General features: G+C 74.5%; 18 protein-coding genes. 14 read left to right on the forward strand and 4 right to left on the reverse strand.

Translation table 11 applies throughout. The annotated features are described in order from the left end of the window. Window positions 1-35: 35 nt before the first annotated feature. The 3 genes from IE096_RS05180 (at window position 36) to IE096_RS05190 (ending at window position 3,623) form a co-directional block, all read left to right on the forward strand. On the forward strand, window positions 36-1,541 hold the full coding sequence (locus tag IE096_RS05180; protein ID WP_189448762.1) for an IucA/IucC family protein: 1,506 nt from the start codon (window positions 36-38) through the stop codon (window positions 1,539-1,541). A gap of 91 nt (window positions 1,542-1,632) precedes the next feature. Then, window positions 1,633-3,129: an AlkA N-terminal domain-containing protein gene (locus IE096_RS05185; protein WP_189448764.1), complete on the forward strand. Its 1,497-nt coding sequence runs from the start codon at window positions 1,633-1,635 to the stop codon at window positions 3,127-3,129. Window positions 3,130-3,131: 2 nt separating this feature from the next. Further along, entirely contained in the window at window positions 3,132-3,623 is a 492-nt protein-coding gene (locus IE096_RS05190) for a methylated-DNA--[protein]-cysteine S-methyltransferase (RefSeq protein WP_189448765.1), read from the forward strand. A 125-nt stretch (window positions 3,624-3,748) separates the two neighbouring features. On the opposite strand, the gene IE096_RS05195 is transcribed toward IE096_RS05190, so the two are convergent. Next, on the reverse strand, window positions 3,749-4,309 hold the full coding sequence (locus IE096_RS05195) for a helix-turn-helix transcriptional regulator (RefSeq protein WP_189448767.1): 561 nt from the start codon (window positions 4,307-4,309) through the stop codon (window positions 3,749-3,751). A gap of 275 nt (window positions 4,310-4,584) precedes the next feature. Between IE096_RS05195 and IE096_RS31235 the strand changes: the two genes are divergently transcribed. Continuing rightward, window positions 4,585-7,065, forward strand: a complete 2,481-nt coding sequence (locus IE096_RS31235; RefSeq protein WP_229819926.1) for a protein phosphatase 2C domain-containing protein — start codon at window positions 4,585-4,587, stop codon at window positions 7,063-7,065. A 250-nt stretch (window positions 7,066-7,315) separates the two neighbouring features. Next, window positions 7,316-7,798: an ATP-binding protein gene (locus IE096_RS05205; RefSeq protein ID WP_229819927.1), complete on the forward strand. Its 483-nt coding sequence runs from the start codon at window positions 7,316-7,318 to the stop codon at window positions 7,796-7,798. Window positions 7,799-7,873: 75 nt separating this feature from the next. On the opposite strand, the gene IE096_RS05210 is transcribed toward IE096_RS05205, so the two are convergent. Beyond that, a complete protein-coding gene (locus tag IE096_RS05210) occupies window positions 7,874-8,932 on the reverse strand; it encodes a DUF2637 domain-containing protein (RefSeq protein WP_189448770.1) in 1,059 nt (352 codons plus the stop codon). Between the two features lie 349 nt (window positions 8,933-9,281). On the opposite strand from IE096_RS05210, the gene IE096_RS05215 reads away from it, so the two are divergent. After that, complete coding sequence (locus IE096_RS05215) at window positions 9,282-10,028, forward strand: GntR family transcriptional regulator (protein ID WP_189448772.1); 747 nt, start codon at window positions 9,282-9,284, stop codon at window positions 10,026-10,028. A 281-nt stretch (window positions 10,029-10,309) separates the two neighbouring features. Here IE096_RS05215 and rsgA read toward each other — a convergent pair whose 3' ends face one another. Next, window positions 10,310-11,407: a ribosome small subunit-dependent GTPase A gene (gene rsgA, locus IE096_RS05220; protein WP_189448774.1), complete on the reverse strand. Its 1,098-nt coding sequence runs from the start codon at window positions 11,405-11,407 to the stop codon at window positions 10,310-10,312. 188 nt (window positions 11,408-11,595) lie between these two features. Further along, entirely contained in the window at window positions 11,596-12,777 is a 1,182-nt protein-coding gene (locus tag IE096_RS05225; protein ID WP_229819928.1) for a YihY/virulence factor BrkB family protein, read from the reverse strand. A gap of 234 nt (window positions 12,778-13,011) precedes the next feature. Between IE096_RS05225 and IE096_RS05230 the strand changes: the two genes are divergently transcribed. From IE096_RS05230 to IE096_RS05265, 8 genes are all read left to right on the forward strand, one after another. Then, window positions 13,012-14,271 (forward strand): GAF domain-containing protein, encoded by a 1,260-nt coding sequence (locus IE096_RS05230; RefSeq protein WP_229819929.1) that lies wholly within the window; start codon window positions 13,012-13,014, stop codon window positions 14,269-14,271. A 24-nt stretch (window positions 14,272-14,295) separates the two neighbouring features. Further along, window positions 14,296-14,892 carry a GNAT family N-acetyltransferase gene (locus IE096_RS05235; protein ID WP_189448779.1) on the forward strand — a complete coding sequence of 199 codons (597 nt, stop codon included), beginning with the start codon at window positions 14,296-14,298 and terminating at the stop codon, window positions 14,890-14,892. Window positions 14,893-15,233: 341 nt separating this feature from the next. After that, window positions 15,234-16,934, forward strand: coding sequence for a nitrite/sulfite reductase (locus IE096_RS05240; RefSeq protein ID WP_189448781.1), 1,701 nt, complete (start codon window positions 15,234-15,236; stop codon window positions 16,932-16,934). Next, window positions 16,931-17,107, forward strand: a complete 177-nt coding sequence (locus tag IE096_RS05245) for a hypothetical protein (RefSeq protein WP_189448783.1) — start codon at window positions 16,931-16,933, stop codon at window positions 17,105-17,107. Before IE096_RS05240 ends, IE096_RS05245 begins: the two co-directional genes overlap by 4 nt. Beyond that, a complete protein-coding gene (locus IE096_RS05250; protein WP_189448784.1) occupies window positions 17,094-17,777 on the forward strand; it encodes a phosphoadenylyl-sulfate reductase in 684 nt (227 codons plus the stop codon). The genes IE096_RS05245 and IE096_RS05250 overlap by 14 nt, the downstream gene beginning before the upstream one ends. Beyond that, window positions 17,774-18,358 carry an adenylyl-sulfate kinase gene (gene cysC, locus IE096_RS05255; protein WP_373298012.1) on the forward strand — a complete coding sequence of 195 codons (585 nt, stop codon included), beginning with the start codon at window positions 17,774-17,776 and terminating at the stop codon, window positions 18,356-18,358. Before IE096_RS05250 ends, cysC begins: the two co-directional genes overlap by 4 nt. Beyond that, window positions 18,355-19,266 (forward strand): sulfate adenylyltransferase subunit CysD, encoded by a 912-nt coding sequence (gene cysD / locus IE096_RS05260; RefSeq protein WP_189448786.1) that lies wholly within the window; start codon window positions 18,355-18,357, stop codon window positions 19,264-19,266. The genes cysC and cysD overlap by 4 nt, the downstream gene beginning before the upstream one ends. A gap of 2 nt (window positions 19,267-19,268) precedes the next feature. Then, a complete protein-coding gene (locus IE096_RS05265; protein ID WP_189448788.1) occupies window positions 19,269-20,594 on the forward strand; it encodes a sulfate adenylyltransferase subunit 1 in 1,326 nt (441 codons plus the stop codon). The last annotated feature ends 141 nt before the right edge of the window (window positions 20,595-20,735 follow it).

Raw genomic sequence — 20,735 nt, forward strand, 5'->3', positions numbered from 1 at the left:
CAGTATGTGTGTCGTGTGTTCTCCTGCGGTAGGACATGCGCGTGTGCGACACACCCGCCGAGCGGGAGCTTGCCGAGGAACTGGACCGCGTTCGCCCGGAGTCGGCGTCCGCCTACCTCGCCGCCCTGCCGGGGGCGCGGGCGGCGGTGCTGGCGCGGCTGTGGCGCGGGCTGGTCCATGAACCGCTGCCCTGGATCACGACCCGCTCCCCCACGAGGGACGGCGTCACGCTGGGGCTCGTCGACGGGCGACGGCTGCACGGTCCGCCGTCGGACCCGTGGGCGACGGGGACGGCGGTCGCCGCCGTGGAGCTGGACGGCGTCCCGTACGGCCATCCTGCCCGGCTGATGACGGCCCTGGGCGTACCGGGCGGCGGGCGACTGGCCGCCGAGCTCGATCACAGCGTCGCGTCCATGGCCCTGTCCCGGACGGCCCGACGTCCGGCGTCAGTGCCTTCGGTTCCCTGGGAGTGGGAGCAGCGGTCGCCGGACGGCCATCCGTACCATCCGGGCTGCCGCTCGCGGCCCGGCTTCTCGGCGGCCGAGCAGCTGGCCTACGCGCCCGAGCACCGGCCCGTGGTGGGCCTGCGGCTCGCGCCCGTGCCGGGAGCGACGGTACGGGGCCCGTGGCCCGCGGAATTACGGGACGGGGCCACCGTGCTGATCCCGGTCCACCCCTGGCAGGCCGAGCACGTCCTGGGCGACCGGACGCTGTTGCCGGGGCCGCGGGCTCATCCGCTGCTGTCCCTGCGGACCCTCGCCCTCGACACGGGACAGCACGTCAAGACCGCGCTGAGCACCCGGCTCACCTCGGCGGTCCGCGACATCTCGGCCTACGGGGTGGACCACGCCCTGACCACGTCGGACGTCCTCGAACGCGTAGCGGACCGGCTGGACGGCCGGCTGCACATCGCGCGGACGCTGACGGCGGCGGGCGCGGGCACACCCGACCTCGCGGCGATACTGCGGGAATCGCCGTACGGCTACGCCGGGACGGGGGAACAGGTGATACCCGTGGCCGAGCTGCCCGGGTACTTCGCCTCCCACAAGCCCCGCGAGCGGCCGGAGCGGATCACCGCGTTCGCGCGCCTGGCCCTCGGCGTGTGCCTGGACCTGCTCCGCCTGGGGGTGGCCCTGGAAGCCCACGGCCAGAACCTCCTCGCGGTCGTCGACGCGGACGGATGGCCCCTACGGCTGGTTTACCGCGACCTCGCCGACATACGGATCAGCCCGGCCCGGCTGACCCGGCACGGCTTCCCCGCACCGCCGCTGACCGGCCGGCTCCTCAACGACGACCCCACCGCCCTCCGCCGCAAGGTCCTCGGCTGTCTGATCACGGGCGCGCTGGGCCCCCTGGCCGGGAACACCGCGGCCCTGGGCGCCCTCCTCGAAGCCGCCGCCCAGGGCCTTCCCCCGGGCCCGGACCTTCGGGCGCTGCGCACGGAGGAGCTGCCGGTGAAGGCCCTCACGCTGATGCGGCTGTCGGCGGAAGGAGAACAGTGGGCGCTGCTGCCCAACCCGATGGCCGAGGGAAAGGAGTGAACGCCTCCGGGCTCCGGCGGGGGAAACGGGCCCCGAGGGCCGTGTCCGATTTCCGCCAGCCCGGCGGCGGGCACTCCCGCAGACTGGACTCATGGAACGCCCCGCGGACCACTCCGCCACCCTCGACGACGACACCCGCTACCAGGCCGTGACCAGCCGGGACGCGCGTTTCGACGGGGTGTTCTACCTCGCCGTCACCACCACCGGGATCTACTGCCGGCCGAGCTGCCCCGCCGTGACGCCGAAGCGGGCCAATGTCCGCTTCTATCCGTCGGCGGCGGCCGCCCAGCGCGCCGGGTTCCGGGCCTGTCGCCGGTGCCGGCCGGACGCCGCGCCCGGGTCGCCCGAGTGGAACATCCGCGCCGACCTCGTCGGCCGGGCCATGCGGCTGATCGGCGACGGCGTCGTCGACCGCGAGGGCGTCACCGGGCTCGCCGCGCGCCTCGGCTACAGCTCCCGCCAGGTGCACCGGCAGCTCACCGAGGAGCTGGGCGCGGGCCCGGTCGCCCTCGCCCGGGCCCAGCGGGCCCACACCGCGCGGGTGCTGCTCCAGACCACCGGCCTGCCGGTCACCGAGATCGCCTTCGCCGCCGGTTTCGCCAGCGTCCGGCAGTTCAACGACACCGTCCGCGCCGTCTACGCCCGCACCCCCAGCGAACTGCGCGCCCGCCCCGCCCAGCGGCACAAGGACGGCGCCGGCCCCGCGGGCGTCCCGCTGCGGCTCGCCCACCGGGGCCCGTACGCCGCACGCGAGGTCTTCGACTTCCTCCAGCGCCGCGCCATCACCGGCATCGAGGAGGTCCTCGCCACCCCCGCCGCCCGGGTCTACCGCCGCACCCTGCGCCTCCCCTACGGCACCGGCATCGCCGAGATCCACGAGCCGGCCCCGGCGGGCACCCGCCGGCACGGCGACTGGCTCGACTGCCGGCTGCACCTCACCGACCCCCGCGACACGGCCGCCGCCGTCCACCGCGTCCGGCGCCTGTTCGACCTCGACGCCGACCCCTTCGCCGTCGCCGAGCGGCTCGGCGCCGACCCCCGGCTGCGCCCGCTGGTCGAGGCCCGCCCCGGACTCCGCTCCCCGGGCACCGCCGACGGCGACGAACTCGCCGTACGGGCCGTCCTCGGCCAGCAGATCTCCGTCCCGGCCGCCGCCCGGCTCGCGGGCACGCTCGTGGCCGCGTACGGGAAGCCGCTGGCCGCGCCGGACGGCGGGCTCACCCATCTCTTCCCCGACGCCGCCACCCTCGCCTCCGCCGACCTCGCCGAACTGGGCATGCCCGACACCCGCCGGCGGACCCTGCGCACCCTCGCGACCGCCCTCGCGGACGGCACGGTCCGCCTCGACGCGGGCGTGGACCGCGACGACACCGAACGCGCCCTGCTCGCCCTGCCGGGCATCGGCCCCTGGACCGCCGGCTACATCCGCATGCGGGCCCTCGGCGACCCCGACGTCTTCCTCCCGGGCGACGCCGGAGTACGCCACGGGCTCGCCGCCCTCGGCGCCACGGCCGGCGACGCCGACACCTGGCGCCCCTGGCGCTCGTACGCCCTCCACCACCTGTGGAACGCACCGAAGGACTCCTGACCATGCTCTACACCCACATCGCCAGCCCCCTGGGCCCGCTGCTGCTCACCGGACGGCCCTCCGCCACGGCTCCCGGCGGCACCGCCCTGGCCTCCCTCACCGTGCCCGGCCAGAAGAACGCCCCGGCCGTCGGCCCGGACTGGCGCGCGGACCCCGCCGCGTTCGCGGAGGCCGAACGCCAGCTCGGCGCGTACTTCGCGGGCCACGTCAAGGAGTTCGAGCTCGAACTCGCCGCCGAGGGCACGGACTTCCGGCGCAGGGTGTGGGAGGCGCTCGCCACCATCCCGTACGGGGCCACCACGACGTACGGCGAGCTCGCCGCCCGGATCGGGGCCCCGCGCGCGGCCGTCCGCGCGATCGGCGGCGCCGTCGGGGCCAATCCGCTGCTGATCCTCCGGCCGTGTCATCGGGTGATCGGGGCGGACGGGTCCCTGACGGGGTACGCGGGGGGACTGGACCGCAAGCGGCTGCTCCTGGAGCTCGAAGGAGCGTAGCCGCGTGTTCCGGCTGCCGGCCGTAGGGTTTTCCGCGCCTTCGGCGCGGGTTCTACCCCACCCACCCGCCCGATTGCCCGGCACGGATCGCTCAGCCACGGGCATGGGGTGACGTGAGGGGGCGCTCAGCCCCGGAAGGGCTCGTCCGCCCCACCCTGCCCCCGGCCCCAGCCGCGCTCGGCGGCCTGCCAGCCCAGTTGGAGCCGGGTGGTCACCCCTGCCAGCTCCATCAGCCGCCGCACCCGGCGCTGGACGGTCCGCAGGCCCAGCCCGAGCTGTTTGGCGACGCTCGCGTCCGTCAGCCCCGCCAGCAGCAGGGACAGCACCTCCAGGTCGGTGGCGTCGGGCTCCCTCGCCCCCTCGGGCGGCCCGCCGACGGATCCACCGCCCGGCCGGAGGGGGCGGCCGTCGTGCCAGGCGTCCTCGAACAGGTCGATCAGCGAGTCCAGCAGCGCGCCGGAGTGGACGACCAGGGCGGCGGTGCCGTCGGCGCCCGAGGCGAGGGGCAGCAGCGCGACCCTGCGGTCCACGATGACGAGTTCGGCGGGTATTCGGTCGACCACCCGGCACGGGCCGGGCATCGGCGGGCCGCCCTCGACGACCGTCCGGTGGACCACCGCTCCCGGCTCCCCGGGAACGGGACCACCGGCCCGCTCCGTCAACACCCCTCCCCGGGCCGTCAACATGGCGCACACTTCTTCCACCGCGCCCAGCCGTAGCCCCGACAGCCGCCGGGCGACCGCCCCGGCACCCCTCACGACCTCCGCCGCACCCGCGCCGACAGGCTGCTCCGCTGGACTTTCCCCGGGTGCCGTCCGTTGTATGGCGTCCACATCCATGGAACCGAGCACGCGACTTTCCTCCCCATCCCCGCGACCGCGTCATGGCTCGGGACATCATCCCTGGGGTGGTGTTCGCCGTGCACTCTTCCCGTATGCCCCACAGTGTGGACAATAAGGGCATGAGTCAGCAGGGGGACCAGTACGCCGAACAAGAGGACGCCTGGTGGCGCGAGTTGTACGGCAGGAGTGAAGCCGACACGGGTGGTGTCGCCGCCGGCGACAGCCTCGACGAACGGTTCTCCTCCGCCTCGGCGATCGTGGGTCCGGAACCTCTTCGGCCGAGAGCGGAGCCGCGACGGCCCGAGCCGCCCCGGAGGGCGGCCGGGGGCGCGGACGCCCCGCCCGGCCCGCCCGGCGGCGGGCCGGGCGGGCTCTCGCCCGCCGTGTCCCGCGGGGTGCCACGCCAGACCAAACGCTGGACCCCGCCCGCCCCCTCCCCCGGCGGCGCCCGCGGCACGGAGCCCCCCACGGCGAACGGATCCAGCGGGCCCAACGGGTCCGGCCACGGCCCGTCCAGCCGCACGGCCGGTGCCGACGGCACGGGCGCGGCCCACGGGTCCGGTGGCGGCCTCCTCCCCGAGACCGGTCCCGGAGCGGACGGCGGCCCCGGATCCGGCGGCAGGCTCGGAGCGCGCGACGGCCTGGGACCCGACGCCGGTCTCGGCACGAACGGTGGCCCCGAACCCAACGGCGGCCTCGGAGCGAGCGACCGCCCAGGGGCCGACGGCGGATCCCGATCCAGCGGCGGCCTTGGAACCGACGCCGGTCTCGGGATGAACGGTGGCCCGGGGGCCGACGGCGGCCTCGGAGCGAGCGACGGCTTCGGACCCGACGCCCGTCCCGGAACGAACGGTGGTCCCGAACCCGACGGCGGGCCCGGAATCAGCGGCGGGCTCGAACCCGATGACGATCTCGGGTCGGGCAGCGGCCTCGGGCCCAACGGCGCCACCAGGTCGAACGGCGACTTCGGGCCCAACGGCTCCCCCAGGCCGAACGGCGGCTTCGGGACGAACGGCAGTCCCGGGCCGAACGGCTCCACCGGCCCCCACAGCCCCCACGGCTCAATCGACCCCCACGGCACCGGCGCCGCCCCCTACACCGGCGGAGCCCCCCGAACCGGTGGTGGGGCCAACGGCATCGGCGGCGGTGGAGCCGACCGCTCCCGGGGGTCCGCCCTGCCCGTTCCCGTCCGGCCCCGGCAGCGGCCCCCGGCCCCGCCTCCCGAGCCGTGCGCGCCCGTGGGGGCGGAGGGGCTTCCCGACGGGCCGCCGCCGCCCGATCCCAGGACGCGGGTCTCCCCGCCGCCCCCTCCGCTGCCGGTGCCGCCGGAGCCCCCGGGCGTCGCGGACCCGGACCGGTACGCGGGCCCGGCCGAGCGCGTGGAACGCCCGGAGCGCGCGGAGCTCACCAAACGCAAACGCGCCCCGGGCGCTCCCGCCGGCATCCCCGATGTCGCGGAGCCGCCCGGATTCCCGGAGCTGCCGGACCTCCCCGACCTGCCCGGGTTCTCCGGCATCCCCGGCCTCTCCCGCGCGGCGACCGCCCCCGGCACCGCGCTGGAGACCACCGAGGCCTCCGAGCTGCCCCCGCCCGAGCGGTCCCCCGTCGCCGGAACGCCGCGCCGGAACGGCGCGCGGCTGCGCACCCCCGAGTACGTGGGGCGGCGGCCGCCCACCTACGAGGCCGAGCCGACCTCCTGGCCGGCCGCGGACCCCGGCGGGCTGGAGGACCTCGTGCCCGACACCGTGCTGGACGGCGCCCGGTACGGGGCGCTGACGCTGCGGGCCGGCTCGCTGCGCGGGGACTCCGCCCGCTACCGCGGCGAGCCCCGCCGGGACGCCCTGCTGACCGCGCGCTTCGGCGCGGGCGACGACGCGCTGCTGCTCGTCGCCATGGCGAGCGGCGCCCGCGCGGCCGAGGGCGCCCACCGGGCGGCGCGGGAGATCTGCGTATGGCTGGGCGGCGCGGTCGGACGCAGCCACGCCCGGCTGGTCGAGGACATCCACGCGGGCCGCCGCGACGAGCTCAAGTCGGGGCTGCACCGACTGACGGACCGCACGTACGGCCGGCTGCGCGTCCGCGCGGCCGAACTGGGCCTGCGGCCGAGCGAGTACACGGCGGGGCTGCGCTGTCTGCTCCTTCCCGTGGACCCGCGCTGCCGGACGCGCGTGTTCTTCGGCGTGGGCCCGGGCGGGCTGTTCCGGCTGCGCGAGGGCGCCTGGCAGGACCTGGACCCGGAGCCCCGGGAGCCCGTCGCCGAGGCCGAGGCGGAGCCGCTGACGGGCTACGACGTCGCCGACCGGATCACCGTGGACCTCGGCATCCCCACGCCCGGCACGGCGCCCGTCATCGACCCGGCCGAGGTGCCCTCCGAGCCCTTCCGCTTCCGCGCCTCGATCGCCCGGCCCGGCGACACCCTGCTGCTGTGCAGCGCGGGCCTGGCCGACCCGCTGCGCGGCGAGGCGGAACTGGGCGTGCGGCTGGCGGAGCGGTGGGCCAGGGCGGAGCCGCCGGGGCTGGCGGAGTTCCTCGCGGACGTCCAGCTGAGGGTGAAGGGGTACGCCGACGACCGTACGGCCTGCGCGGTCTGGGAGGGCTAGCGGCCGCCCGGCCGGCTGCTCGGGTCGGCAATTCGCGCGCCACACAAGAGGCTTCGGGATTCCGGTCGTACAACCATGTTGATGCGTCAACAGGCGTCGACTCGGCAGCCTTTGGGCATGCATTTCCCGTGAGCGTGTTCGAGGCCGGGGCGCCGGGGAGGGGTCGGGTCGGCGAAGAATGAACAGGCGGACTGGACACTGGGCGGGCGCTGAACAGCGCGAGAGCAGGGGAGGGTCCGCGGAAGGCGGTGTGTCGGAGGGATCCGGCGAATCCGGTGCGGCGGCGGCCCCGGCGCCGCACTGGGAGAGGCGACTGCCGCGCAAGGACCTGGCGGCCGTCCACGACGTCCGCGCCGGGCTGCGCGCGCTGCTCGCCCGCTGGGGCGCCCCGGGCCGGGCCGACACCGCCGAGCTGCTGGTGAGCGAGCTGGTCACCAACGCCCTGGTGCACACCGACGGCGGCGCCGTCGTCACCGCCCGCCTCACCGGCGGTCCGGCCGCGTCCGTCAAGGGCCGGCTGCGCGTGGAGGTACGGGACTTCCTCTCCCGGCATCCCACGGTGCGGGCGCCCACCCCCGGCCCTCCGGGCCGGAACGGCGAGCGGGGCATGGACACGGCGGCCACCTCCGGGCGGGGCCTGCTGCTCGTCCACGCCCTCGCGGACGGCTGGGGGGTGCGGAGCCACGGCGTGGGGAAGTCGGTCTGGTTCGAGCTGGACGCGCGAGAGCCCTGAACCGCCTCCACGAGGCGGTTCAGGGCTCCTGGTCCGGGGCCGTCGCGACGGCTGTCGGCGGTCGTTCGCGCTTCGTCAGCCGAACTGCCGCTCGATCCGGGCCAGTTTCTCCTCCAGCGAGTCGAGCCGCGGGATGGCCTGGGTGTCGTCCTCCGCTGTGAGGTCGATGGGGACGGGCCTGTCCACCGACTGCAGCGGGCGGGAACGTACCGGAAGCTGCCCCGGCTCGACTATGGAGGGCTCCGGCCCTCCCTGCGAGCCGATCTGGGCGGGCTGCGGGGCGGCCGGCACGGCCGGGCCGGTCACCTCGACCTGCCGTCCGCCGCGTACCCGGCCCCACATCCGGTGCTGCCGGTTGTATGCCTTCAGCCGGGCGCGCTCCAGCTTGCCGGCCTCCCGGCGGCGCATCCGGTGCTGGGCCTGCTGGCGCTTGTCCTCGCGGACCTCCTCCACGGCCTCGTCCAGCGACCGCACACCCTCCAGGAGCATCAGCGACCAGGCGCCGAAGGTCTCCCGGGGCGCCCGCAGCCATCGCACTATCCGGATCTGCGGCAGTGGGCGGGGCACCAGGCCCTGCTCGCGCAGCGCCGCGCGGCGGGTCTGCTTGAGCGCCCGGTCGAAGAGCACGGCCGCCGACAGCGACATGCCGGCGAAGAACTGCGGAGCCCCCGCGTGGTCCAGCCCCCGGGGCGCGTGCACCCAGTTGAACCAGGCGGCGGCGCTCGCGAACGTCCACACCAGCATCCGGGAGCCCAGCGCGGCGTCGCCGTGGCTCGCCTCGCGCACCGCCAGCACCGAGCAGAACATGGCGGCGCCGTCGAGGCCGAAGGGCACCAGGTACTCCCAGCCGTCCGTCAGCCCCAGGTTCTGCTGCCCGAAGCCGACCAGGCCATGGAAGGAGAGGGCCGCGGCGACCGCGGCGCAGCAGAAGAGGAGTACGTACGAGGCGCTGCCGTAGAGGGCTTCCTTGCGGCGTCTGCGTTCCTCGTTGCGCTCCCAGGAGTCCGTGCCGGCGGCCCCGTCCTCCCTGGCGGTGTTCCGGCCGCGCGTGTACACCGTCACCGCCACCACTGCCCCGATGAGCGCCACGGCACTGGGGAGCGCCCAATTCAGCGGTATGTCGGTCACTCTCATCTTCGTCCCTTGCATGCAGTACGGCGTTTCGCGCGCCATCCTGACGGACTCGCGCCGGATGCCAAGGGGTTTCGCGGTAACTCACCGCCAATGGACGGCAAGGATATACGGAGAGCGACGAATGAATTCGAACGCCCGCCAGCGGCAGGTGAATTGAGTTCTAACCAATCCACTCGATCGAGTGGCTTAGCCGTTTTGGCCGGAAGGGGGTGCGGCCGGGGCCGCGGACGTCGAGAGGATGATCGAATCCCGATCATAAGGAGGTAAGCCTAACCTTACTCAGACGAATCGGGGTTTGAACTGCCGGATTCGCCGCCTATGGTTCCGATGGGACACCAGGAGGACCTCAATGGAGCAGGGCAGACCCCACAGCGCAGTATCGCGGCCGCATACCGGTGTACCCGCGCAGGCCACGCCGAGCGCGCGCGGGGAGCACACCCATGACGAGAGCGAGTACGGCTACGCCCCCGGCGCCCGCCCCGCGCCCCGGGTTCCCCAGCGCTACTCCGTCCGGGGGCAGGTGCTCGACGCCCTCCGCAAGGCGCTCGTCAGCGGGGAGCTCGTGCCCGGCGAGGTCTACTCCGGGCCCGCGCTCGGCGAGCGTTTCGGGGTGAGCGCGACTCCCGTGCGGGAGGCCATGCAGCAACTGGCTCTGGAGGGCGCGGTCGAGGTCGTCCCCAACCGGGGCTTCCGCGTCACCAGCCGCACCGAGCGCGACCACGCGGAACTCGCGGAGGTCCGCGCGCTGCTGGAGGTGCCCGCCCTGCTGCGGGTCGCCCGCGCGGTGCCGGCGGCCCGCTGGCGCGAGCTGCGGCCGCTGGCCGAGCGCACGGCCGCCGTGGCCGCCGAGGGCGACCGCGCGGCCTACGCGGAGGCCGACCGGGCCTTCCACCGGGCGCTCCTGGAGCTCACCGGCAACCGGCAGCTCGTGATCGTCGCGGACGAGCTCCACCGCCGGGCCCAGTGCCCGGGCGCGGTGACGGGCGGGCTCACCGCCCACGCCGCGGAGCACCTGCGCTTGCTGGACGCACTGGAGGCCCGGGACCTGACGGCGGTCGAAGCCCTGGCGACCCACCACTGCGCGGGCCCGTCGTAGGGGGGAGACCCCCCGGCCCGCCACCGCCGGGGGGCCGGGGCACAGCCCCGGGAAACGGTGAAAGGGCGGGACAGGGGCCCACCCCCCGCCGCGACGGCGATCAGCCACCGCGCCGGAGACCGGCGGTGCCGAACCACCCCCGCCCCGCCCGACACCAGCGACCCGCGCCGCAGCGGCTCGCCGCCACCGCGGCCCGGCCCCACCGCGGCCCGGCCCGCCCCGCCCAGGGGGCCCGCCCCGCCCGGGGGGCGGCAGACGCCCCGGGGGCCCACCCCCCGGCGTCAGCTGACCCCCCGCTTCAGCGCCACCGCCGCCCTCCCCTCCGCCTGCTTCCGCTTCCAGTCGCGGCGGATCTCCGCCCGCTGACGGGCGTCCGTGCGCGAGGCGATCCACGCGTTCTCGCGGAGGAGCTTGCGGTAGCTCTCCAGGCGGCGCGGCCGCAGCGTGCCGTCCTCGACCGCCGCGAGGACCGCGCAGCCCGGCTCCGTCGCGTGGCCGCAGTCGTGGAAGCGGCAGTCCGCGGCGAGGGCCTCGATCTCGGCGAAGGTCCGGCCGACGCCGTCCTCCGCGTCCCACAGGCCCACTCCCCGCAGCCCGGGGGTGTCGATGAGGACGCCGCCGCCGGGCAGCGGCAGCAGGTTGCGCGTGGTCGTGGTGTGGCGGCCCTTGCCGTCACGGTCACGCGTGGTCTGCACGGCCTGGACCTCGCCGCCGACGAGCGCATTGGCCAGCGTGGACTTGCCGGCGCCGGACTGGCCGAGGAGGACGGACGCGCCGCCCGCCAGCACGGCCGCGAGGACGTCGACGCCCTCCCCCGTCTCGGCGCTGACGGCCAGCACCGTCACGCCCGGCGCCGCCGTCTCCGCGTCGGCGACGAGGTGGGCGAGGGTGGCGGGGTCGGGGACGAGGTCGGCCTTGGTGAGGACGACGAGCGGGGTGGCGCCGCTCTCCCAGGCCAGGGTCAGGAACCGCTCGATCCGGCCCAGGTCGAGCTCGACGGCGAGCGAGACGGCGACGACGGCGTGATCGACGTTGGCGGCGAGGATCTGGCCCTCGGACCGCTTGGAGGACGTGGAGCGGACGAAGGCGGTGCGGCGCGGCAGCAGGGCCCGTACGTAGCCTCCGGCGAGGTCGACGGCGGCCCAGTCGCCGGTGCACATGATGTTCAGCGGGTCGCCGGTGGTGACGAGCGAGGTGTCGGCCATGACATGGCGTACGCCGCTCTCGCCGTCCGCGACGACCAGGTCGCAGCGGCCGCGGTCGACGCGGACGATCCGCCCGGGGACGAGCCCCTCGGCGGCGTGGGGAGCGAAGCTGTCAGCGAACCCGGCGTCCCAGCCGTAGGCGGAGAGGGGGTGCGCAGAGGTGTGCTCGGACAAGACGGTGGTCCTTCAGGAGGGAGGTGCGGATGGTCTTCTGAGCGCGGGCACGGCCCGTGGCGACGACAGTCATCGCGTGCTCACCTCCTGTGGAGTCGTTCGTCCTGACGGGATCGTCCTGACGAAAGCGATCGTAGAGACGAACGCCGACGGGCCGCGAGTGGTTTTCTCGCGGCCCGTCAGTGGTGCTATTCGCGTTTGTTGTTCGGTTTGGCGTGCTTGGGCGGTTGGTCCGGTCTATGGAGCCGGGAGCGGACGTCCTCGGGGGGCAGGAACTGGGCCCAGCGCTCCGGGAATTCCGAGGGGGGCTCCCGGTCCTGGCCGATGACGCCCTCCTCGGCCTCCCAGGGATCGTCGTCGTTCTCGTGGACCAGGGCCCGCGCGGCCCGCTCGGCGGCCGCGCGGGCGGCGGCGGCCTCGCGCTGCCGGTCGACCTCGGCGCGGGCGGCGGCGGTGGTGACGGAGGGCCAGACCCGGTCGATCGCCGCGTTCACGGCGGCGCCGACGAGCACCGCGAAGGCGGAGACGCCGATCCACAGGAGCACGGCGACGGGCGCGGCCAGCGAGCTGTAGATGGTGACGCCCTCGACGGTGTGGGTGAGGTAGACGCGCAGCAGGAGGCTGCCGAGGACCCACATGGTGAGGGCGACGAAGGCGCCCGGGATGTCCTCCGCCCAGGGGGACCGCACGGGCACGGACACGTGGTAGAGCGTGGTGAGGAAGGCGATGGACAGGAGGGTGACGACGGGCCAGTAGAGGAAGCGGACGGCGTCCGCGCTCCAGGGCACGACGTTCACCACCGTCTCCGGCCCGGCCACCATCAGCGGCAGCGCCACCGCCCCGATGACGAGGGCGACGACGTAGAGGAGGAAGGCCAGCAGCCGGGTCCTGACGATGCCGCGCTTGCCCTCCAGCCCGTACATGATCGTGATGGTGTCCACGAAGACGTTCACGGCCCGCGAGCCGGACCACAGGGCGATGGCGAAGCCGACGGAGATGATGTCCGGGCTGCCGAGCTTGAGGACGTCGCGGACCAGCGGCTCGGCGATCTCCTTGGTGCCCTTGTCCGACAGGACGGCGGAGGACACGGTGAGGATGCTCTCCTGGATGCCGAGGATGGTGCGGGTACCCGTCCAGTCGTCCAGGTAGCGCAGCAGCCCGAGGAGGGCGAGCAGCAGCGGGGGCAGCGACAGGAGGGTGAAGAAGGCGGCTTCGGCGGCCAGTCCCGTGACGCGGTACTCCATGCAGGAGTTGACGGTGTCCTTCAGGAGCAGCCACGCCATCCTGCGTTTGGAGACATTTCGGTACAGGGCCCTGGCCCTGCGGAGCCGGCCGACCTCCCGGCCCGAATGTTCTTTTGCTGCCTGCACGACCTAACCGTATCCGCCGCGGGCGGCTCGGTTCACCCTGCGGCCGGGCAGCGGGCCCGGCGGAACCGTTGCAGGTGGGAGGCCGCGGAGGGTGATGCTGCGCCGACTCGGCACCACCCTCCGGCCGCTCCCCTTCACCTTCCGCCCGGAGCGGGTGCGTTCGCAATGGTTGCAAGGCGTTGCAATATCGCGGATGACCCGGCGCGGAGCGGCTCGCGGCGGCACCATTGCAGCGTGAAGCGCATACCGATCGACGCGGGGCTGCTGCCCGCCATCCGGGAGGCCGCCCTCGCCGGCGCCGAGCCGCCCGTGCGACCGCGTCCGGTGATCGGCGAGTCGTGGCACCGGGTGCGCCGCCACGGCCTCGACCCCGACACCGGCGGGTCCGTCGCCCTGCTCTCGGTGGAGGAGGTCGAGCACCTGCGCCGGGCCTCCCCGCTGGGCGGGGTGCTGCCGCAGGTGCGGGAGGGGCTGCGCGAGGCGGTGGACGCCGTGCGGCATCTGATCGTGGTCTCGGACGCCGAGGGCCGGGTGCTGTGGCGGGAGGGCGGCGCCGGGGTGCGCCGGAGCGCGGACCGGCTGGGCTTCGAGGTGGGCGCGTCCTGGACCGAGGAGCGGGTGGGCACCAACGGGATCGGGCTGGCGCTGGTGGAGCGCCGGCCGGTGCAGGTGCACTCGGCCGAGCACTTCGTGCGGACGCACCACGCCTGGACGTGCGCGGCGGCGCCGCTGCACGATCCGCGCGACGGGCGGCTGCTGGGCGTGCTGAACGTGTCGGGGCCCGTGCCCGCGTTCAACCCGACGACGCTGGCCCTGGTGACGGCCGTGGCCAAGGTGACCGAGGCGGAGCTGCGCGCCCGGCACTGGGAGTCGGTGGACCGGCTGCGCACGGTCGCCTCGCCGATGCTGGCCCGGCTGGGCGGCCGGGCACTGGCCGTGGACCGCGACGGCTGGACGGCGGCCGTGACGGGGATGGCGCCGGTGAGCCGGGTGGTGCTGCCCCTGGAGGCGGCCCCGGGGCGGGTGTGGCTGCCGTCGCTGGGTCCGTGCACGCTGGAGCCGCTGCCGGACGGCTGGCTGGTCCGGCTGGACCGGGGCGTGGACGAGGACGTGCCGCCCGGGCGGCTGGTGCTGGACCTGCGCCGGCCGCGCACGTGGACGGTGAGCGTCGCCGGGGCGGCGGGCCAGTGGTCGCACACCCTCAGTCCGCGCCACGCCGAGCTGCTGTACGTGCTGGCCCGGCACCGGGCGGGGCGGACGGCCGCCCAGCTGGCGGCGGACCTCTTCGGCGACGCCTCGCGCACGGTGACGGTGCGGGCGGAGCTCTCCCGGCTGCGGCGCACCCTGGCGGGGGTGCTCAGCCACCGCCCGTACCGCTTCGCCGACGGGCTGGAGGTGCGTCTGCTGGAGCCTGAGGACCCCGAGGACCTGCTGCCCGCCTCGACGGCGCCGCTGGTGCTGGCCGCGCGCCGGGGGTCGGCCGTGGACCGCTGACAGGTGTGTGATGAGGTTTCGGCCATGAGCGACAGCACGACGACGACCGTGACCACCTGGTCGCTGGAGCAGACCTCACCGGCCGATCTCCTCCCGGCTCACGTTCCGGACGCTTCGTCCGGCATCCGGATCGAACGGGCGGCCGTGCCCTCCCCGGAATTCAGCCGTTTCCTGTACACGGCCGTGGGCGGGGACATCCGCTGGACGGACCGGCTGAGCTGGTCGTACGAGAAGTGGACGGCCTTCCTGGAGCGGCCCGGGACGGAGACCTGGGTGGCGTACGAGCACGGCACGCCGGCCGGGTACGTGGAGCTGGACGCCCAGCCGGAGGGGGCGGTCGAGATCGTGTACTTCGGGCTGGTCCCGCGCTTCCGGGGGCGGCGGATCGGGGGCCATCTGCTGAGCGTGGGGACCGCGCGGGCCTGGGACCTGGCCGAGCGCTGGCCCGAGCGGGAGCCCACGAAGCGGGTGTGGCTGCACACGTGCAGCCTGGACGGACCGCACGCGCTCGGCAATTACGAGCGGCGCGGCTTCCGGGTGTTCGATACCAAGGTGACGGAAGAGCCGGACGCGCCCACTCCGGGCCCCTGGCCAGGCGCTTACCCGGAGGGCACGGCCTAGCCGCAGCGCGCGGGACGACGGCGGGCGGCGGCCCGCGACCCCATGGACCATTCCATATCCCGGAATGGTCCATCTTGCTATTCGGACAACAGTGGACTGGCCGAAGACTGCCGTGCCACGCTGCCGTCATGTCCCGAGCTGGAATCGCCTTGGTGAGTCGGCGTCACGTCGACCTCGGCCGCATGTCCAGCGCCATCTGTCCGGCGGGCTGACAGTCACAGCACCACCGTTCCCTCCCTCCGTCGGCCGCGTGTCGCCGACGGGGTGGCCCTCGCTTCCCTTCGTATGCCGCGCCCGGCGCCTCCGCCGGTGACGCATGCGGATCTTAAGGACATTTCTCCATGGCTGACACCCCTTCCCGCTCCCCCGCCGCCGCCCCGGCGCGGCGCAAGTCCGGCCGCCACCGAGGTGAAGGCCAGTGGGCCGTCGGCCACTTCACCCCGCTGAACGCCAACGAGCAGGTCAAGAAGGACGACGACGGTCTCAATGTGCGGACACGCATTGAGACGATCTACTCCAGGACCGGTTTCCACTCCATCGACCCCGGCGATCTGCGCGGCCGGATGCGCTGGTGGGGCCTCTACACCCAGCGCAAGCCCGGGATCGACGGCGGCCGCACGGCCGTCCTGGCCCCGGAGGAGCTGGACGACGAGTTCTTCATGCTGCGGGTGCGCGTCGACGGCGGCCGGCTGACCACCGCGCAACTGCGCGTCATCGGCGAGGTCTCCCAGGAGTTCGCCCGGGGCACCGCCGACATCACCGACCGGCAGAACATCCAGTTCCACTGGATCCGGATCGAGGACATGCCCGAGATCTGGCGGCGGCTGGAGGCCGTCGGCCTGTCCACCACGGAGGCCTGCGGGGACACGCCCCGCGTGATCCTGGGCTCGCCCGTGGCCGGCATCGCCGAGGACGAGATCCTCGACGGCACCCCGGCCATCGAGGCGATCCACCGCCGCTTCATCGGCAACCCCGACTTCTCCAACCTGCCCCGGAAGTTCAAGTCGGCCGTCTCCGGCTCCCCGCTGCTGGACGTCGCCCACGAGATCAACGACGTCGCGTTCGTCGGCGTCCGCCACCCCGAGCACGGCCCGGGCTTCGACCTGTGGGTGGGCGGCGGACTGTCGACCAACCCCCGGATCGGGGTGCGGCTCGGCGCCTGGGTGCCGCTGGACGAGGTGGCCGACGTCTTCGGCGCCGTCATCGGCGTCTTCCGCGACTACGGCTACCGGCGGCTGCGCAACCGGGCCCGGCTGAAGTTCCTCGTCGCCGACTGGGGTGCCGAACGGTTTCGCCAGGTACTGGAGGACGAGTACCTCGGCCGCCGGCTCACCGACGGCCCGGCCCCCGAACAGCCCCTCCACCGCTGGCGGGACCACGTCGGCGTCCACCGGCAGAAGGACGGCCGCTTCTACGTCGGCTTCGCCCCGCGCGTCGGCCGGGTCGACGGCACCACGCTCACCAAGATCGCGGAGCTGGCGGAGCAGCACGGCTCGAGCCGGGTGCGCACCACGGCCGAGCAGAAGATGATCGTGCTGGACGTGCCGGAGGAGCAGGTCCCCTCGCTGGTGGCGGGCCTGGAGGCGCTGGACCTGCGGGTCGCCCCCTCGCCCTTCCGGCGGGGCACGATGGCCTGCACGGGCATCGAGTTCTGCAAGCTCGCGATCACGGAGACCAAGGCGCGCGGCGCCTCGCTCATCGACGAACTCGAGCGCCGGCTGCCGGAGTTCGACGAGCCCGTCACGATCAACATCAACGGCTGCCCGAACGCCTGCGCGCGTATCCAGGTGGCGGACATCGGTCTCAAGGGCCAGCTGGTCACCGACGAGCGGGGCGAGCAGGTCGAGGGCTTCCAGGTGCACCTGGGCGGGGCGCTGGGCCTGGAGGCCGGGTTCGGCCGCAAGGTGCGCGGCCTGAAGGTCACTTCGGCGGAGCTCCCGGACTACGTGGAGCGCGTCCTGCGGCGCTTCCAGGCGGAGAGAACCGAGGGGGAACGGTTCGCCCAATGGGCGGCCAGGGCGGACGAGGAGGCGCTGTCGTGAGTGAGCGCGCCGCCCCCTTCTACTGCCCGTACTGCGGTGACGAGGACCTGCGGCCCGGTGAGCAGGGGCACGGCGCCTGGGAGTGCGGCGCCTGCAACCGCGCGTTCAAGCTCTCCTTCCTCGGGCTGCTGACCCGGGGCCTGGTCAAGGAGCGGGCGCATGAGCGGACTTGAGCAGCTGGCCCTGGACGCGGGCCGGGAGCTGGAGGACGCGCCCGCCCTGGAGATCCTGCGCTGGGCGGCCGACACCTTCGGCGAGCGCTTCTGCGTGACCGCCTCCATGGCGGACGCCGTCGTCGCCCACCTCGCCTCGCGCGTCCGGCCCGGCGTCGACGTGGTCTTCCTGGACACCGGCTACCACTTCCCGGAGACCATCGGCACCCGGGACGCGGTCGAGGCCGTGATGGACGTCCGGGTCCTGACCCTCACCCCGCGCCTGAGCGTCGCCGAGCAGGACGCGGCGCACGGGCCGCGGCTGTACGAGCGCGACCCGGACCTGTGCTGCCGGATGCGGAAGGTCGAACCGCTGGCGGAGGGCCTGGCCGGGTACGACGCCTGGGCGACCGGCCTGCGCCGCGACGAGTCCCCGACCCGGGCCGGCACGCCGGTGGTGGGCTGGGACGCCCGGCGCGGCAAGGTCAAGGTCTCCCCGATCGCCCGCTGGACCGAGGCGGACGTGGACGCGTACGTCGCCGAGCACGGCGTGCTCGTCAACCCGCTGCTGACGGACGGCTACACCTCCGTCGGCTGCGCGCCCTGCACGCGGCGCACGCTGGCGGGCGAGGACGCGCGGGCCGGCCGCTGGTCGGGCACGGGCAAGACGGAATGCGGGCTGCACGGATGACGGAACCCCTGGCGAACGAGCTGCTGAACGAGCTGGAGAGGAACATGAGCGTGGGCGCCACCGTGTGGCTCACCGGCCTGCCGAGCGCGGGCAAGACGACGATCGCCCGTGCGCTCGCGGCCCGGCTGCGCGCCGAGGGACGGCCGGTGGAGGTGCTGGACGGCGACGAGATCCGCGAGTTCCTCTCGGCGGGCCTGGGCTTCTCCCGCGAGGACCGGCACACCAACGTCCAGCGGATCGGCTTCGTCGCCCACCTGCTGGCCACGCACGGCGTGACGGTGCTCGTGCCCGTCATCGCGCCCTACGCGGACTCCCGCGAGGCGGTGCGCAAGCGCCATCAGGCGAGCGGCACGGGCTATGTGGAGGTCCATGTGGCCACGCCGGTGGACGTGTGCTCCACGCGCGATGTGAAGGGCCTGTACGCCAAGCGGGCGGCGGGCGAGATATCCGGCCTGACCGGAGTCGACGACCCGTACGAGGTGCCGGCCGACCCGGACCTGCGGATCCCCGCGCACGAGCAGAACGTCGAGGAGTCGGCGGCGGCGCTGTACGCGCTGCTGGCGGAGAGGGGGTTGCTGTGACGACGGACAGCCCGTACGCCCTGACGCATCTGGACGCGCTGGAGTCGGAGGCGGTGCACGTCTTCCGTGAGGTCGCGGGCGAGTTCGAGCGGCCGGTGCTGCTCTTCTCGGGCGGCAAGGACTCCATCGTCATGCTCCACCTCGCCCTCAAGGCGTTCGCCCCGGCGGCCGTCCCCTTCGGGCTGCTGCACGTGGACACCGGGCACAACTTCCCCGAGGTCCTCGCCTACCGCGACCGCACGGTCGCCGAGCTGGGCCTGCGGCTGCACGTGGCGTCCGTGCAGGACTTCATCGACCGGGGCGAGCTGCGCGAACGCCCCGACGGCACCCGCAACCCGCTCCAGACGGTGCCGCTGCTGGACGCCATCGGCCGCCACCGCTTCGACGCCGTCTTCGGCGGCGGCCGGCGCGACGAGGAGAAGGCCCGGGCCAAGGAGCGCGTGTTCTCGCTGCGGGACGAGTTCGGCGGCTGGGACCCGCGCCGGCAGCGCCCCGAGCTGTGGCAGCTCTACAACGGCCGCCACTCCCCCGGCGAACACGTCCGCGTCTTCCCGCTGTCCAACTGGACCGAGCTGGACGTCTGGCAGTACATCGCCCGGGAGAAGATCGAACTGCCCTCCATCTACTACGCCCACGAGCGCGAGGTCTTCGCCCGCGACGGCATGTGGCTGGCCCCCGGCGACTGGGGAGGCCCCCGCGACGGCGAGCGGGTGGAGAGACGCCTGGTGCGCTACCGCACCGTGGGGGACATGTCCTGCACCGGTGCCGTCGATTCGGGCGCCGCCACCATCCACGCCGTCATCGCCGAGATCGCGGCGTCCCGGCTCACCGAGCGGGGCGCGACCCGGGCCGACGACAAGCTGTCCGAGGCCGCGATGGAGGACCGCAAGCGCGAGGGGTACTTCTAGCCATGAGCACCGACACCGCCACCGACCAGGCCACCTCGCTCCTGCGCTTCGCCACCGCCGGAAGCGTCGACGACGGCAAGTCCACCCTCGTGGGCCGGCTCCTCCACGACTCCAAGTCGGTCCTGGCCGACCAGCTGGAGGCCGTCGAACGGGCGTCCCTGGGCCGCGGCCAGGACGCCCCCGACCTGGCGCTGCTCACCGACGGGCTGCGCGCCGAGCGCGAGCAGGGCATCACCATCGACGTCGCCCACCGCTACTTCGCCACGCCCCGCCGCCGGTTCGTCCTCGCCGACACCCCCGGCCATGTGCAGTACACCCGCAACATGGTCACCGGCGCCTCCACCGCCGAGCTGGCCGTGGTGCTCGTCGACGCCCGCAACGGCGTCGTCGAGCAGACCCGCCGCCACGCGGCCGTCGCCGCGCTGCTGCGCGTCCCCCACGTGGTGCTGGCCGTCAACAAGATGGACCTCGTGGGCTACGCCGAGTCCGCGTTCGCCGCGATCGCCGGGGAGTTCGGCGCGTACGCCGCCTCGCTCGGGGTCCCCGAGGTCACCGCGATCCCGATCTCGGCGCTCGCGGGCGACAACGTGGTGACCCCGTCGGCGCACATGGACTGGTACGGCGGCCCGACCGTGCTGGAGCACCTGGAGACCGTGCCCGTCGGCAGCGACCCCACCGACGAACCCGCGCGCTTCCCCGTCCAGTACGTCATCCGCCCGCGAACGGCCGCGTACCCCGACTACCGGGGCTACGCCGGTCAGGTCGCCTCCGGCGTGCTGCGCGTCGGCGAACCGGTGACGGTGCTGCCCTCGGGGCGCACGAGCACGATCGCCGCCATCGACGGCCTGGCCGGGCCGGTGGACGTGGCCTGGGCACCGCAGTCGGTCACCCTGCGGCTCGCCGACGACCTCGACGTCTCGCGCGGCGACCTGATAGCCCCCACCGGCACGGCGCCCGGCACCACCCGCGACGTCGAGGCCACCGTCTGCCACGTGGCCGACCGCCCGCTGCGCGTCGGCGACCGGGTCCTGCTCAAGCACACCACGCGGACGGTGAAGGCGCTGGTCAAGGCGGTGCCGTCGCGGCTGGCCCTGGACGACCTCACCCAGCACCCGGACCCCGGCGAGCTGGCCGCCAACGACATCGGCCGCATCGTCCTGCGCACCGCCGAGCCGCTCGCGCTCGACGCGTACGCCGACTCCCGGCGCACCGGCTCGTTCCTGCTGATCGACCCCGCCGACGGCACGACGCTGACGGCGGGCATGGCCGGGACGGCGTTCGCGGCGAGGACCCCGGTGGCGGCCGCCGACGACGGCTGGGACTTCTAGCGATGACCGGGCAGGCGCAGGACGCCTTCGCGACGTTCGACAAGGAGGGCGGCCGCATCGGCAGCGGTGCCCTCGGCAGCGGGCAGGGCGGAGTGGGGCGATGTGCGGGCTGACGCCCGTCCCCGGCCCGGATACCGCCCA

The sequence above is a fragment of the Streptomyces abikoensis genome (assembly GCF_014648775.1).
Classification (GTDB): Bacteria; Actinomycetota; Actinomycetes; order Streptomycetales; family Streptomycetaceae; genus Streptomyces; species Streptomyces abikoensis.

Coding starts and splice junctions, on each gene's coding strand:
- cysC (WP_373298012.1), top strand. CDS start 17,774: ATGACGGAACCCCTGGCGAACGAGCTGCTGAACGAGCTGGAGAGGAAC.
- IE096_RS05240 (WP_189448781.1), top strand. CDS start 15,234: ATGGCTGACACCCCTTCCCGCTCCCCCGCCGCCGCCCCGGCGCGGCGC.
- IE096_RS05210 (WP_189448770.1), bottom strand. CDS start 8,932: ATGAGAGTGACCGACATACCGCTGAATTGGGCGCTCCCCAGTGCCGTG.
- IE096_RS05195 (WP_189448767.1), bottom strand. CDS start 4,309: ATGTTGACGGCCCGGGGAGGGGTGTTGACGGAGCGGGCCGGTGGTCCC.
- IE096_RS05250 (WP_189448784.1), top strand. CDS start 17,094: ATGAGCGGACTTGAGCAGCTGGCCCTGGACGCGGGCCGGGAGCTGGAG.
- IE096_RS05180 (WP_189448762.1), top strand. CDS start 36: ATGCGCGTGTGCGACACACCCGCCGAGCGGGAGCTTGCCGAGGAACTG.
- IE096_RS05190 (WP_189448765.1), top strand. CDS start 3,132: ATGCTCTACACCCACATCGCCAGCCCCCTGGGCCCGCTGCTGCTCACC.
- IE096_RS31235 (WP_229819926.1), top strand. CDS start 4,585: ATGAGTCAGCAGGGGGACCAGTACGCCGAACAAGAGGACGCCTGGTGG.
- IE096_RS05215 (WP_189448772.1), top strand. CDS start 9,282: ATGGAGCAGGGCAGACCCCACAGCGCAGTATCGCGGCCGCATACCGGT.
- IE096_RS05185 (WP_189448764.1), top strand. CDS start 1,633: ATGGAACGCCCCGCGGACCACTCCGCCACCCTCGACGACGACACCCGC.
- IE096_RS05235 (WP_189448779.1), top strand. CDS start 14,296: ATGAGCGACAGCACGACGACGACCGTGACCACCTGGTCGCTGGAGCAG.
- IE096_RS05265 (WP_189448788.1), top strand. CDS start 19,269: ATGAGCACCGACACCGCCACCGACCAGGCCACCTCGCTCCTGCGCTTC.